Raw genomic sequence first — 12,370 nt, 5'->3', positions numbered from 1 at the left:
CCGCCCGCGCTCGGACTCCTCCCTCAGCGCAATCAGACGCGCCTTTTTCGGTGCTGCTCCCCGGGAGTGTGCATTCATGCGTTGCGAGCGCTCTTGTGCCAGTACGCCGCGCTCTTCGAGGTCTGCTTGAGCACCTCGTCCGGGGCTGGCGGGGCGGGCCAGAACTGCAGCAGATAGCGGTCGATGATGCTCCCGCCTTCCAGGACAGCAAGCTCCTGGTCGACGGTCAGGTCCATGGCTCGTGCGCTGTAGCGCACGCGATGCGGGACCACGGCCAATTTAACTGTGCACAGAGGGCCCTCACCTCAAGCCAGAACTGGTGATGTTGGCCTGGCGCCAACGTCCCTGGCACCGCCGAGCCGTCGGCACAACTACCCATCGGACTCCGGGGCTGGACCATGCCACTACAGACCGTTCAGCCGCTTTTACCAGGCTGGGCGACAACCCGGCCACTGTGCGCGCATGCTCGCAATCTCCGACCTCAGGACGCAACCAGCAGCGCACCACCGTCGGACGCTCCGACAGTGGTGCGCTGCTGGACCTGGGACCTGCTCCGCGCCGGCCCGCTCGCGTACTTCAGACACCCATCCCGCAGTTAACCAACCGGCTCCGCCGCCGGCTTGTCGGGGGCCGCGTCGGACTCCTGGGCCAGGCGCTCCATGCCGCTCGTGTTCTTCAGGGGCTTCTCCTTGATGAACAGGACCGCGATCAGTGCGAGCAGAGCGAACGGCGTGGCCACGAGGAACAGATCGCCTGTGGCGACGCCATACGCGTGCTCCACGATCTCCCGCATCGGGGCCGGCAGCGTGGTCATGTCGGGCACACCGTGACCGGCGGCCTGGCCGGAGCCGGCCGGGACGCCCGCCTGGTCGAGTCCCTTGGTCATCTCGGTGGCGACGCGATTGGCGAGGATCGCGCCGAGAACGCTGGTGCCGATGGTGCCGCCCAGGCTGCGGAAGAAGGACAACACCGAGGTGGCGGCGCCCAGTTCAGTGGCGGGCACGTCGTTCTGTGCGGCCAGGACGAGGTTCTGCATCAGCATGCCGACGCCGATGCCCATCACCACCATGAAGACGCTGAGCAGACCGAAGTGCGTGTTCGCGTCGATCGTGGAGAGCAGGCCCAGGCCCACGGTCATGGCGACGCCGCCGATGACCAGGTAGATCTTCCAGCGGCCGGTGGCGCTGATGAGCTGCCCCGCGACCGTGGAGGAGACGAGCAGGCCGAGAATCATCGGCAGGCTCATCAAGCCCGCGACCGTCGGCGACTTCCCGAGGGACACCTGGAAGTACTGGGAGAGGAAGACGGTGCCGCCGAACATCGCCAGGCCGACCAGCAAACTTGCCAGCGTGGTCAGCGACACGGTGCGGTTACGGAAGATGCCCAGCGGGATGATCGGCTCGGCGACCCTCGATTCCACGTAGACAGCAGCCACGAGCAGCGCCACTCCCCCGCAGACCAGTGCGGCCGTCTGCCAGGACGCCCAGTCGAACTGGTTGCCGGCGAGCGAGACCCAGATGAGCAGCGCGCAGACGCCCGCCACGATCAGGAACGCACCCAGGAAGTCGATCTTCGCCTCGCGGCGGACGGTGGGCAGCTTCAAGGTGCGCTGCAGCAGCACGATGGCGAGCAGCGCGAAGGGTACGCCGATGAAGAAACACCAGCGCCAGCCCAGCCACGACGTGTCCACCAGGACACCGCCGATGAGCGGCCCGGCCACCGTGCCGACGGCGAAGACGGCACCGAAGATGCCCGCGTACTTGCCGAGCCTGCGCGGCGGGATGATGGCCGCCATCACGACCTGCGCGAGGGCGGTGAGGCCGCCGGCCCCGATGCCCTGGGCGACGCGGCTGAAGATGAGCAGCCCCACGTCGTGGGAGAAGCCGGCAAGGAGCGAGCCGACCACGAACATGCCCAGGGAGAGCTGGAGCAGCAGTTTCTGGTTGTACAGGTCGGAGAGCTTGCCCCACAGCGGCACGGTGGCCGTCATCGCCAGGAGTTCGGCGGTGACCACCCAGGTATAGGAGGCCTGGCTGGCTCCGAGGTCGGCGATGATCCGCGGCAGTGCGTTGGAGACCACGGTTCCGGCGAGGATGGCGACGAACATGCCTGCCATCAGTCCGGACATGGCCTGGAGTATCTGCCGATTGGACATGGAGGTCGAAGGCGCCTCTTGGGGCACCGCTGTTGCAGTCACATCGTCTCTTTCAGAGTTCAACGCTGGGCCCCCTCACATGCAGGGGGCTCCAGAAGAGAAAGTGGATCCGGTCAGCGTCGCCCGGACCTGGCCGACGGTGGCGGCTTGGGCAGGCCGGCCGCCAGGTGGTCGAACACCTCCAGGAAGACGTCCTCGAAGGCCGCCTCGTCCTGGTGGACACACCAGTGCTCCACCGCGATCCGAACGGCCGAGGTCCCGACGGCGGCAACGAGCCGGGGGTACAGCCCCAGCGCTCGTCGTCGCTGCTGGGCCTCGGCCTCGGTGTTCTCCGTACGATCTCCGGAGAACAGGGGGGAGTTGGCGCCGATGCGCTCGGCGACGGCTTCGGCCAGGCCGAGTTCGTCTGCCATGTGCGGCCCGATACTGCGGGCGAGGAGTTCGGGAGACCGGCGCAGCACTTCGGCGTGCAGTCGCCACAGCTCCTGTTGTTGCTCGATCTCCTGCAGTTCGACCGCCATCGCGTCGCGGAGCGCGACGAGCGGTGAGAGCTCGCGTGGCGCCTCGAGCACCGCATCGCGGACCCGGGCACTCGCCTCCGCACCGACCAGGACGAAGACCTCGTCGCGGGAATCGAAGTAGTTGAAGAAGGTGCGTGGCGAAACGCCCGCGGCCTCGCTGATCGCATCGACGGTGGTGTGCTCCACCCCGCGCTCCGCAGCGATCCGTACCGCCGCCTCGACCAGAGCGGCCCGCGTCGCCCGCTTCTTGCGCTCTCGCCAACTGCCCGTGACAGCCGTCTCCTCATCCACATGTTGCATGCTACGCAAAAATGCAGAGTCTGCAAAACATGCACGGAACGCGCCGGCAGAGTGGGGGGCGATGACTTGCGTTACGTCAGAGGTAATGGTCTCAGCCTGCTTGTGTGGGCAGGATTGGCGATCTCAGCGCGTCGACGCGACGCGGGAGGGGACGAAGGAGGCAACCATGTCCATAGCCGCACCTACGAACACGCGCAGCGTGGTGGAAGAACTACTGCGCAGGATCGGTGAGGGCGACCCCGAGCGCATTGCCGAGCTGTACGCCGAACATGGCGATTGGAAGCTGGACTGGCCGGAGGCCGAGCATGGCCGAGCTGCCACGCCGTGGATCCGTCACCGGTCAACCCGGGCCGACGCGGCCGCTCACTATCGCGAGCTTGCCGAGCAGCACATGCCGGAGCATGTGGCGACCGAGGTTGAGCGCATCCTCATCGACGGAAACGACGCGGTCGTGCTCGGCGAGATCCGCCAGACCGCCCGGCCCACAGGACGTGCGTATCGCGCGCGGTTCGCCCTGCACCTCACCGTCGAAGGCGGCCTTGTCACCCGGCACCATGTCTACGAGGACAGCCTCTCTGTCGCCCAGGCATTCGAGGCGGAGGGCCAGTGAAGGGGCACAAACCGATCGTGGAGGAGCTGATCACAGCCACTCGTTGATAGCTGGGATGAGGTCGGAGATCGACCTCGGCGCGACCCCGAACGTTCACGAGCGCCTGGACGCGGCCTACCCCGCGGCCAGCACCTCACCGCAATGCGGTCCACGTCTACGGCTGCACGCCGACCTCGCCACTGCGGCGTGCGGCGGCACGTCGGCGCAGGCGCATCGGCAACACGTACCAGCAGAACCCGAACCAGAGCATGACCGCGCCGACCAGCACCTCGGCCAGCACACCAGGGACCACGAGGCGCAGGATCAGCAAGAGCGTGCAGCCGATGGTCAGGGCAAGGAGCACCATGCCGCAGATCATCAAGCGGCCAGCGGCTTCCACCACTTCATCCTTCATGCGGTAGCCGGACAGGAAACGGTGGATGGATACCGGCGCTATCAGGGAACCTGTTGCTGACGCGCCGAGAACGACAGTGACGACGTAGATGACTCGATCGAAGGTACCCAGCTCCCGAAAGAGGGGAGTGAAGGCCACACTGAGCAGGAATCCGAAAAGGATCTGCACGCCAGTCTGAGCGACCCGGGTCTCCTGAAGAATCTCGTTCCAGCGTCGATTGACTCTTTGACGGGCGTCCTCCGGCGGTTCGCCGCCACTCGTCCCGCCGCCAGATCTCTGGCGTCCAGGGCAAGTTGCATTGTGTTCTGCGCGCTCGACCGACTGCTCCGCCATGGTCATGGTTTCCTCCTGATCCAGGAAAAAACGGATGCCCCATGGCCGCCCTTTCATGCGAGCCCATGCGGGTTCCCAGCGCGACAACAGGAGGCGCTCAAAGCTCGGCGTCTTGCGAACTCGTGTAGCTGTTAGTAGACATAGCGCGCGTGTACCCGATTCACGGGCATTCGTTTGCTTGCTGACGGGGCGGTGGCCCGAAGTTCGAGGTCGAAGAGACGGGGCTCAAGATGGCCCGAGCCCGAGGCGTATGGCGGTAGTGGACGTGTCGTCCGTGGCGTTGGCGTTGGACCAGGTCGGCGGCGAGGAGACGGGAGAGGTGGAAGGAGACCGTCGCGGGTGCCAGGTGGTGCAGCGTGGCCAGCGCCGTGGTGGTGCGCGGTTGGGTCAGACTGTGGAGGATCGCCAGCCGGGTCGCGCCGAGGACGGGGGCTATGCGGGGGCTGGTGTCGTCTGGGGTGCCCATGGGGATGGCAAGTTGGGCTTCCCCGGGGCGCAGGGGTGCGTGCAGGCCGATGCGGTCCAGGTAGAGGCTGGGGATGAGCGCGACGGGGTGCCCTCCGGGGACCTCTCCGTCGTAGGCCGAGGTCACGGTCAGGGCGCCTTCCTCCCAGCGCAACGACGGGTGCAGGGCCGCAAGGGCGCTGCCGAGTCCTTCGCGGGCTGCGACGGAGGCATGCCGTTCGACGAAGCCCTCGAAGCTCGCGGTGGTCTGGGACCAGTGTGGCGCCATCGCTTTCGACCACAGCCAGTGCAGTTCGCGCGCGAGACGTTCACGCAGCTCGCTCTCGCCGACCTCGATCCGAGCGCGCACCTGCTCGTCGGCTCGCTCCAACTGTCCCTCCCCGAGCCAGGGACAGCGACTGCTGCGGGCCTGTCCCCCGGTGAGGAAGGCGGTGAACTGGGTACTCACCGTGCTCGTCGGCGTCGTCGCGAGGGCATGTAACTGATCCTCGACCGCCGGCAGGAAGGAACGTGGCGCCGGAGTGAGCAGTTCCGGAAGGTAGGCGGTATAGCCGCGCGCGACGGCTGCGAGCGTCGGCAGCCGGCCCGAGGACAGCAACGCCCTGACGTGGTGAAGCCTGGGCGGCGTCTTCGGCGCTTCGGCGACGGCGACCAGCGCTGCGGCCAGCTCCCCCACTGGTGAGACCGCCCAACGCAGACCGGCCAGTCGTTCAGTCGGCATGTGCACGCGAATCACGGATCCGCACTCCCCGTTCGTCGACGACCCCATTGCGCGGTTCGTCGCAGGCCAGCTTTCGAACCTGATCGAATCAACGCGTCAAGCACACCCCTGGTTCCTACGATCCACATGTCTCAGCAGGAGAAGCAGCGATCGGCGATGCGCGCTCATCGGCAGATGCGCGGATCGGTCTGTCCGCCGCCGCCACCTGTTGCACCGTCACACACCAGAGGAAAGGCACGACTTCGTGAGCCAGCAGATGATCTTTGTGAACCTCGCCACCCGCGATCTCAACGCATCCAAGAAGTTCTTCACCGAGCTGGGCTTCTCCGCCGACGACCAGTTCAGCGACGACACGACGGCCGCGATTCCGCTCAGCGACACCATCCACGTGATGCTGCACACTCACGAGAAGTACGCCGAGTTCTCGAAGAAACGCATCATCGATTCCACCACGTCGAGCGAGGTTCTTCTCGCGCTGAGCGCCACCAGCCGAGAGAAGGTCGACGAGCTGGTCGACAGAGCGATCGCCGCAGGAGGCTCGCCCAGCGGTTCGACTCAGGACCACGGCTACATGTACGGCCGCGCCTTCGACGACCTCGACGGGCACACATGGGAGGTCATGTGGATGGACCCGTCGGCGGGACAGGAGTGATGACAGCCGGGCCGGTGCCCTGGGGACGCTGACTCGATGTGTGTACGTGTGGCGGTCCTTGGCCTTTGGCAAGGGCCGCCGCACGGGCACTCAGGGGGTGCCGAGATCGGTTGCTGCCGAACGGGCGGAGTAGGAGGCCGTGTTCACGAGCGCGCTCAGCGGGTGGCGCTGCCCGCCGTCCTCCCGGAAGTTCTCCGGTGCCAGCCAGGCGCGGAACACCTCGCGAAGCGAGGGCCATTCACTGTCCACCACGGAGTACCAGGCCGTGTCGCGGTTGCGTCCCTTGTACACGACCGCCTGGCGGAACACGCCCTCGAAGGTGAAACCGAGACGCTCGGCCGCCTTGCGCGACGGTGTGTTGAGCGCGTCGCACTTCCACTCGTAACGCCGGTAGCCGAGCTTGTCGAAGGCGTAGGCCATCAGCAAGTACTGCGCCTCCGTGGAGAGAGGGGTGCGCTGCATCAGCGGCGAGAACACCACATAGCCGACCTCGATGACCCCGTTGGCCGGGTCATGGCGCATCAGCGACAGGGTGCCGACCGCTCTGTCCGCCGTACGGTCGATCACCGCGTAGTGCAGCGGGTCCGCGCTGCGGGCCGCGGCCCGGGCCCAACGGCGGTATTCCTCCTCGCTGGCGTAGGGCTCATCGGGCAGGTAGGTCCAGTTCCGTCCGTCGGTCTCGGTCGCGTACGCCGCGTACAGATCGGCAGCGTGCCGCTCGGCGTCGAGCGGCTCGATGCGGCAGTACGCGCCCTCCAAGTCGACCCGGGCGGGGGCCGCTCGGGCGGTCCAGCCTGACAGGGGATCTCCGACGGGCTGGTCGTAGGCGTTGAGGCGTGGGGTCATCGGGTCTCCTCGATGTCTGCTCTGGGGCGGCGACGGTACGCCCGCAACGGCTTCGGCCTGTGAGCTGGGCCGCGCTCCGTCGTGGCTCTCAGCTATGGCTTCGGGTTGCCCCCACGCTCGTCTCGGCTGCCGCAATCTTCTTGTTGCGGCGTACCGACGACCAGAACGACGAAGCGATCAAGATGACGCCGACGAGGCCGGTAATGACCTCACTGATCTCGTACTGGATGGTCACCAGGAGAACGGCTGCGAGGGCGCCGATCGCGTAGTGCGCGCCGTGCTCCAGGTAGACGTAGTCGTCCAGGGTGCCCTGGCGGACCAGGTAGACGGTGAGCGAACGGACGTACATCGCGCCCGTGCCGAGACCCAGCGCCATGAGCACGATGTCGTTGGTGATGGCGAAGGCGCCGATGACGCCGTCGAACGAGAACGACGCGTCCAGGACCTCCAGGTAGAGGAACATGAAGAAGGCGGCTTTGCCGGCCAATACCACTGCGGGCTGGCCGCTGCCGCTTGTCCTGGCCTCCTTCTCGGCCGCCTGTTCACGCTCCTCCTCGTCCTCCAGGCGACGCTCGAAGAAGCCGGAGAGTCCGCCCACGACGAGATAGGTGATGAGGCCGGCGACACCGGACAGGAGCACCGTCCCCGCCTTGTCCGCGTGCGTGCCGCCGTGCTGGTGGGCGTGCGTGGCGACGGTCATCGCGGAGACCATGAGGACGATGAGCGCGATGCAGGCCGACAGCATGTCGATCTTGCCGAGCTTGGCCAGCGGGCGCTCCAGCCAGCCGAGCCACTTGATGTCGCGGTCCTCGAAGATGAAGTCGAGGAAGATCATCAACAGGAACATTCCACCGAACGCGGCGATCGACGGGTGCGCGTCGGTCACCAGCTGCTGGTACTGGTCCTTGTCGTTGACCGCGAGACGCACCGCCTCGATCGGGCCGATCTTGGCGCTGAGCGCGACGATCAGGACGGGGAAGACCAGTCGCATCCCGAAGACGGCGATCAGCACACCGATCGTGAGGAAGATCTTCTGCCAGAAGGCGCTCATCTTCTTCAGGATCCCGGCGTTGATCACCGCGTTGTCGAACGACAGCGAGATCTCGAGGACCGCCAGGATCGCCACGACCCCGATGGCCGTCCATCCGCCGTAGAACACCGCCGCGACCAGGCCGAGCGCGGTGACCGCGAACGACCAGCCGAACGTTTTCAAAACCACTGGCTTCTCTCTCATGGGACGTCGGGCCGGGGTGTCACAGCGCCGGGGAGCGGTTCATCGAACGCTGAACGCTCTCGGACTATGATCACCAACGTTTCCCTACCTGGTGCCCTTTCGCGGCACTTCACACTCCCGCCCTGGAACCTTGCCGCCAGGCCCACCGATCAGACAGCGGGCTGATCGGGGTCGCAGCTGGCCCGGCGCAGGCCGATGGTGCGCAGCGCGGCGCGCAGGGCGGCTTGGTCGCCGTGCCGGACGGTGTGGATCTTGCCCTCGGCTTCTTCGAGCAGGCGCGATGGGAGGTGAGGTTCCGCCGAGACATGCCAGATGACGCCACTGGGAGGATCCAGGTTGCGCAGCTCTCGGAACGCCGCGGCAAGCTCCGCCGGAGTCCCGGGAACGGCGGTGTCGATGACGACGATGTCCGGGAGCAGGGCCCTTGCCTGAGCCAGGGCCACCGATGGGCTGCCGGCGTGGGAGATCACGCGGTAGTGCGGGCCGTGATGGACCAGCGGGCGCAAGGACCTGATCATGTCGTCGTCGGCTACAAGCAGCACGGTCATCATGCAGCCAGCATGCTTCCAAGTACTCTTCACCGCCCGTCCGTGGTCGGGGCTGGTCGGGGCCTGCAGGGGTGCGAGCCCGCCGACGGCCCGGCGGCGCCGACGCGAAAGCCCCTACCAGCGCACCAGCGACACTCCACCTACCAGCGACTGTGACGGTGGGTGGTCACACCGCGTCGAGGTGGCTCCGGATGTGTGTCAGGACGGCGGAGATGAGCTGGTCGAACTGTGCGTCCGCGGAAGGCAGGGGCAGCGCGGCCGCCTGTCGGAGGGTGGGGATGTCGAGGTCGGCGTGCGATGTGAGCCATGCGTCGGGGACGAGTGTGCTGCCTTCGGCACCGGCCCGGTCGATGGGGTGGTCGACGAGCAGGGTGAACGACAGGACGAGCAGGGAGAGATGGCGGTGGGCCCCGAGCGCCGCCGGAAGATCGAGGCCGACGCTCTGCAGAAGCCGGAGGAAGCGGTCGAGGTTGATCAGGCGGTTGGGGTGCACGGAGGCCGGGGGCGCGTCCTCATCGAGGGAGACGAGCAGGGCGCGGGGCCAGCGCCGGTAGAGCTCACGCAGCGACCGGGCGTAGTCGGCGACGGAGGTCTCCCAGGTCTCGGGGTGCAGGGCAGGCGGGTCCCAGGCGTCGAGCATGAGGTCCACGGCGAGCGCGACGACGTCCTGGCGGTCCTCGACGTAGTTGTACAACGCCCGCACGGTGACGCCCAGTTCAGCGGCCAGGGCGCGCATGGTGACGGAGCGAAACCCTTGCGAGCCGGCCATCTCCAGAGCCTTGGCGGCGATGCTTTCGCGGGTGAGGACCGGGCGGCCCTTGCGGGTGACGGGGCGACGGCGGGAAGCGGCAGGCATGGCGCCAGCCTACGACCTCCCCCATTAAACTTCACACCCGTTGACTTTTAGGGGCGGCGGGCTGCACGCTGACCATCCACCCCGCCCCCCTGGAGGTCGAGCACCGCATGACAGCTCAGAAACCTTCCCGCCGCCTTCCGCCGTTCAGCGGGGTCTTGGTGCTCGTGATGGTCTCTACGGGACTGGTGGTCGTCGACCTCACCATCGTGACGGTCGGACTGCCCCTGCTCAGCACAGACCTTGCCGACGGTGCCTCCGCGGAGTCGGTGGTGGTGACGTACATGGTCGCCATGGGGGCGCTCACCCAGGTCGTCGGGAGCCTCTCGGACCGGTGGGGCCGACGGTCGTTGTTTCTCGCCGGGATCGCCGTGTTCACTCTTGCCTCCCTGGCGGCGACGGTGGCGCCGGACCTGGCGTGGCTGAACGTCGCGCGCGTCGTCCAGGGCACGGGAGCCGCAGCGATCATGGTGAACGGCATCCCGCTGCTCTCGGACCGCTACAGCGGCGAGGAGCGCAATCTCGCCATCGGAGCCTGGGGATCGTTCGCGACCGCAGCCGGTCTCCTCGCCCCGACGCTCGGCGGGCTGCTGATCGACGCCTTCGGATGGCGGGCCGTCTTCGCGATCAACCTCCCCCTCGGCATGCTGGCCTGGGTGCTGGCCGCACGCGTCCTGCCACGCCCCGCCCCTGCGGCTCCCGGGACCGGGGATCCGGACTGGGCCGGCAGCCTGCTGCTCACGCTCGGCCTCGGCACCGCGACCTTCCTCATGCTCCGCCCCGGCGGAGCACCCTGGTCCTGGCAGAACACCGCCGTGCTGGTCATCGCTTGCCTGTCGCTGGCAGCTTTCTTGGCCGCCCAGCTGCATGTGCCCCAGCCCATGGTGGAGTTACGCATGTTCGCTCAGCCCGCGTTCTCCGGCGCGATGCTGGCCGTCCTCCTCTCCCGGGCCCTGACCATCGGCGGCTCGGTCTATCTGATCCAATACTTCTCCGACGGGCTGCAACTGAGCCCGACCGGGGCGGGGATGTTGATGACCCCGGTCTTCCTCGCCCAGATCGTCATGGGCATGGCTGGTTCCAAACTGCTCAGCCACTGGGCGCCCGGCCACGTGATCAGCTTCGGTTATGCGCTCAAGAGCGCCGGCCTCCTGGCCATGGCGTTGCTGATCACGCCCGGCACAGCGTGGTGGGCCCTGCTTGTGCCGCTCCTGGTGTGGGGGGCCGGTGGCGGGATCGCCGGTGCGCCCGTCATGGCCGTCGCGGTGCAGGTCGCCCCTCCCGAACGGGTCGGCATGGTTGCCGGGACCGTATCCACCCTGGCTTCCCTCGGCGCCGGCGTCGGCACCGCGGCTCTGGGCGCGGTCTTCACCCTCCAGGGCGGCCAGGGCAGCCAGGCGGTCACCGACGGCACCCGGGCCGTGCTCGCCTCTGCCGCGCTGCTCGCGGTCCTCGCCGTACTCACGACCGTGACCCTCATTTCCCCGCGCCGGGTGCCTCGCCCCGACCGCAGGCAGGAGCCCGTGTCCTGACCCACCTCTTCGGCGGCAGTTGCAGCCGCAGAGGGCACCCGTGAATGGTGGCGTCATGCCACCCCATGTCTTCGAAATCTGCGTCGCTCCAGGTGCTCTTGGAGAGACCTGAATCCTCGTGGCTACCGTTACCCATGCCCGAATCCAAGCAGACAGCTCAACGGAAGCGGCCGCCCTGCTGATGTTGTTGTCGCTTGGGTCGGCAAGCGATCGTCTCTAGCAGGCAGGTTCTACGAAGGTCTACGGTCGGGCGGCGTCACTCCACCGATTCCAGGATGCGGGCGAGTGTCCGGCGTCCCATCTTGCTCATCGGCGGGTTGCTCTCGATGTAGTACCAGACGACACCCATCGCCTGCTCGAACGCCCACGCCTTGCCGCGCTCCCACTCCAGGTCGTCACAGGCCAGGGTCCGCCGGAGCACTTCCCGCGGCCCCGACTGCAACAAGTGCCAGGCGCTGACCAGATCCAGCGCCGAGTCGGCCGGGCCGAAGTCGCCGGTGTCGAGTACGCCACCGAGCCTGTCTCCCGCGACCAGGACATTGCCGGGAATCAAGTCACCATGGCTCATCACGTCGGCACCCGTGCGCGGCAACTCCCGAAAGCGGCTCCATACTTGGCGCAGCCGGGGCACGTCGAGCAGTGCCGTGCTTTCCTCGAAGCACTTCGCCATCCAGTCGTCGTGGTGAGCGAGAACGCCGCCACGCCCTTCGCCGCTGAAACGTCGCCCCCGCGTCTCGGCGCCCCGCAAGGCTGTGATGAAGACCGCAAGGTCCTGGGCAAAAGCGTGCGACCCACTCGGGTCGGCATCAAGGGCGATAGTTCCCGGCACCCAGGTCTGCACCGACCACGGCATGGGGTAACCCCCTCCAGGCTTCCCCAAAGCCACGGGTTCTGGGGCTGGAAACCGGGACACCTGAGCCAGCTCCGCGCTCGCCTGGGCCTCCCGTTCCAAAACCGCCAGCGCCTCGGCAGCATCGGCCAGACGCAGCGGGAAACGCGCGGAGAGGTCATGCCCGATGCGGAAGATGGCGTGCACCGTCCCGGTCGACGACAGGGGCTGGATCGCCTTGCTGCTCCACTGAGGGAACTGTTGTTGGATCAAGGTCGCAACGATCTCGGCCGTCACGTCCACTTGGTCTTCGTGCATGGTCAATCTCGGGGGCCCTCCACTAGTCCAGTTGAATCGCCGGAGAACAAACCAGATCA

13 protein-coding genes are annotated in these 12,370 nt (G+C 67.2%); 3 read left to right on the top strand and 10 right to left on the bottom strand.

The window, feature by feature from the left end:
• Window positions 1–74: 74 nt before the first annotated feature.
• The 3 genes from ACZ5U5_RS16200 to ACZ5U5_RS16190 all read right to left on the bottom strand — a co-directional run bounded on the left by ACZ5U5_RS16200 (window position 75) and on the right by ACZ5U5_RS16190 (window position 2,976).
• Entirely contained in the window at window positions 75–272 is a 198-nt protein-coding gene (locus tag ACZ5U5_RS16200; protein ID WP_469021599.1) for a hypothetical protein, read from the bottom strand.
• Between the two features lie 323 nt (window positions 273–595).
• Window positions 596–2,155 (bottom strand): MFS transporter, encoded by a 1,560-nt coding sequence (locus ACZ5U5_RS16195; RefSeq protein WP_469021597.1) that lies wholly within the window; start codon window positions 2,153–2,155, stop codon window positions 596–598.
• A 113-nt stretch (window positions 2,156–2,268) separates the two neighbouring features.
• Window positions 2,269–2,976 carry a TetR/AcrR family transcriptional regulator gene (locus ACZ5U5_RS16190; RefSeq protein ID WP_469021596.1) on the bottom strand — a complete coding sequence of 236 codons (708 nt, stop codon included), beginning with the start codon at window positions 2,974–2,976 and terminating at the stop codon, window positions 2,269–2,271.
• Window positions 2,977–3,142: 166 nt separating this feature from the next.
• On the opposite strand from ACZ5U5_RS16190, the gene ACZ5U5_RS16185 reads away from it, so the two are divergent.
• Entirely contained in the window at window positions 3,143–3,586 is a 444-nt protein-coding gene (locus ACZ5U5_RS16185; protein ID WP_469021593.1) for a nuclear transport factor 2 family protein, read from the top strand.
• A gap of 154 nt (window positions 3,587–3,740) precedes the next feature.
• On the opposite strand, the gene ACZ5U5_RS16180 is transcribed toward ACZ5U5_RS16185, so the two are convergent.
• Both ACZ5U5_RS16180 and ACZ5U5_RS16175 read right to left on the bottom strand, forming a co-directional pair.
• Complete coding sequence (locus ACZ5U5_RS16180) at window positions 3,741–4,319, bottom strand: DUF6328 family protein (protein WP_469021590.1); 579 nt, start codon at window positions 4,317–4,319, stop codon at window positions 3,741–3,743.
• 154 nt (window positions 4,320–4,473) lie between these two features.
• The gene (locus ACZ5U5_RS16175) at window positions 4,474–5,499 is read right to left on the bottom strand and encodes an ArsR/SmtB family transcription factor (RefSeq protein WP_469021587.1); all 1,026 of its coding nucleotides are present in this window, start codon (window positions 5,497–5,499) and stop codon (window positions 4,474–4,476) included.
• 244 nt (window positions 5,500–5,743) lie between these two features.
• On the opposite strand from ACZ5U5_RS16175, the gene ACZ5U5_RS16170 reads away from it, so the two are divergent.
• A complete protein-coding gene (locus ACZ5U5_RS16170) occupies window positions 5,744–6,151 on the top strand; it encodes a VOC family protein (RefSeq protein ID WP_469021584.1) in 408 nt (135 codons plus the stop codon).
• Window positions 6,152–6,241: 90 nt separating this feature from the next.
• Here the strand turns inward: ACZ5U5_RS16170 and ACZ5U5_RS16165 are convergent, their stop codons facing one another.
• The 4 genes from ACZ5U5_RS16165 to ACZ5U5_RS16150 all read right to left on the bottom strand — a co-directional run bounded on the left by ACZ5U5_RS16165 (window position 6,242) and on the right by ACZ5U5_RS16150 (window position 9,635).
• Window positions 6,242–6,997 carry a GNAT family N-acetyltransferase gene (locus ACZ5U5_RS16165; protein ID WP_469021582.1) on the bottom strand — a complete coding sequence of 252 codons (756 nt, stop codon included), beginning with the start codon at window positions 6,995–6,997 and terminating at the stop codon, window positions 6,242–6,244.
• 88 nt (window positions 6,998–7,085) lie between these two features.
• Window positions 7,086–8,216 (bottom strand): DUF475 domain-containing protein, encoded by a 1,131-nt coding sequence (locus ACZ5U5_RS16160; RefSeq protein WP_469021579.1) that lies wholly within the window; start codon window positions 8,214–8,216, stop codon window positions 7,086–7,088.
• A 164-nt stretch (window positions 8,217–8,380) separates the two neighbouring features.
• The gene (locus ACZ5U5_RS16155; protein WP_469021577.1) at window positions 8,381–8,782 is read right to left on the bottom strand and encodes a response regulator; all 402 of its coding nucleotides are present in this window, start codon (window positions 8,780–8,782) and stop codon (window positions 8,381–8,383) included.
• A 163-nt stretch (window positions 8,783–8,945) separates the two neighbouring features.
• Window positions 8,946–9,635 (bottom strand): TetR/AcrR family transcriptional regulator, encoded by a 690-nt coding sequence (locus ACZ5U5_RS16150; protein WP_469021575.1) that lies wholly within the window; start codon window positions 9,633–9,635, stop codon window positions 8,946–8,948.
• A gap of 107 nt (window positions 9,636–9,742) precedes the next feature.
• Here ACZ5U5_RS16150 and ACZ5U5_RS16145 point away from each other — a divergent pair, with 107 nt between their 5' ends.
• On the top strand, window positions 9,743–11,164 hold the full coding sequence (locus ACZ5U5_RS16145) for an MFS transporter (protein WP_469021574.1): 1,422 nt from the start codon (window positions 9,743–9,745) through the stop codon (window positions 11,162–11,164).
• A 256-nt stretch (window positions 11,165–11,420) separates the two neighbouring features.
• Here the strand turns inward: ACZ5U5_RS16145 and ACZ5U5_RS16140 are convergent, their stop codons facing one another.
• Window positions 11,421–12,311, bottom strand: a complete 891-nt coding sequence (locus ACZ5U5_RS16140) for an aminoglycoside phosphotransferase family protein (protein WP_469022449.1) — start codon at window positions 12,309–12,311, stop codon at window positions 11,421–11,423.
• Between the last annotated feature and the right edge of the window lie 59 nt (window positions 12,312–12,370).

This window comes from Streptomyces sp. NPDC033177, assembly GCF_055577715.1.
The sequence above is the reverse complement of the archived record's forward strand: the minus strand, read 5'-3'. Positions and strand labels throughout refer to the sequence as shown.

Excerpts from the sequence above, each read along its gene's own strand:
- ACZ5U5_RS16165 (WP_469021582.1), bottom strand. The coding sequence starts at position 6,997 with ATGACCCCACGCCTCAACGCCTACGACCAGCCCGTCGGAGATCCCCTG.
- ACZ5U5_RS16190 (WP_469021596.1), bottom strand. The coding sequence starts at position 2,976 with ATGCAACATGTGGATGAGGAGACGGCTGTCACGGGCAGTTGGCGAGAG.
- ACZ5U5_RS16140 (WP_469022449.1), bottom strand. The coding sequence starts at position 12,311 with ATGCACGAAGACCAAGTGGACGTGACGGCCGAGATCGTTGCGACCTTG.
- ACZ5U5_RS16155 (WP_469021577.1), bottom strand. The coding sequence starts at position 8,782 with ATGATGACCGTGCTGCTTGTAGCCGACGACGACATGATCAGGTCCTTG.
- ACZ5U5_RS16145 (WP_469021574.1), top strand. The coding sequence starts at position 9,743 with ATGACAGCTCAGAAACCTTCCCGCCGCCTTCCGCCGTTCAGCGGGGTC.
- ACZ5U5_RS16185 (WP_469021593.1), top strand. The coding sequence starts at position 3,143 with ATGTCCATAGCCGCACCTACGAACACGCGCAGCGTGGTGGAAGAACTA.
- ACZ5U5_RS16195 (WP_469021597.1), bottom strand. The coding sequence starts at position 2,155 with ATGTCCAATCGGCAGATACTCCAGGCCATGTCCGGACTGATGGCAGGC.
- ACZ5U5_RS16175 (WP_469021587.1), bottom strand. The coding sequence starts at position 5,499 with ATGCCGACTGAACGACTGGCCGGTCTGCGTTGGGCGGTCTCACCAGTG.
- ACZ5U5_RS16150 (WP_469021575.1), bottom strand. The coding sequence starts at position 9,635 with ATGCCTGCCGCTTCCCGCCGTCGCCCCGTCACCCGCAAGGGCCGCCCG.
- ACZ5U5_RS16180 (WP_469021590.1), bottom strand. The coding sequence starts at position 4,319 with ATGACCATGGCGGAGCAGTCGGTCGAGCGCGCAGAACACAATGCAACT.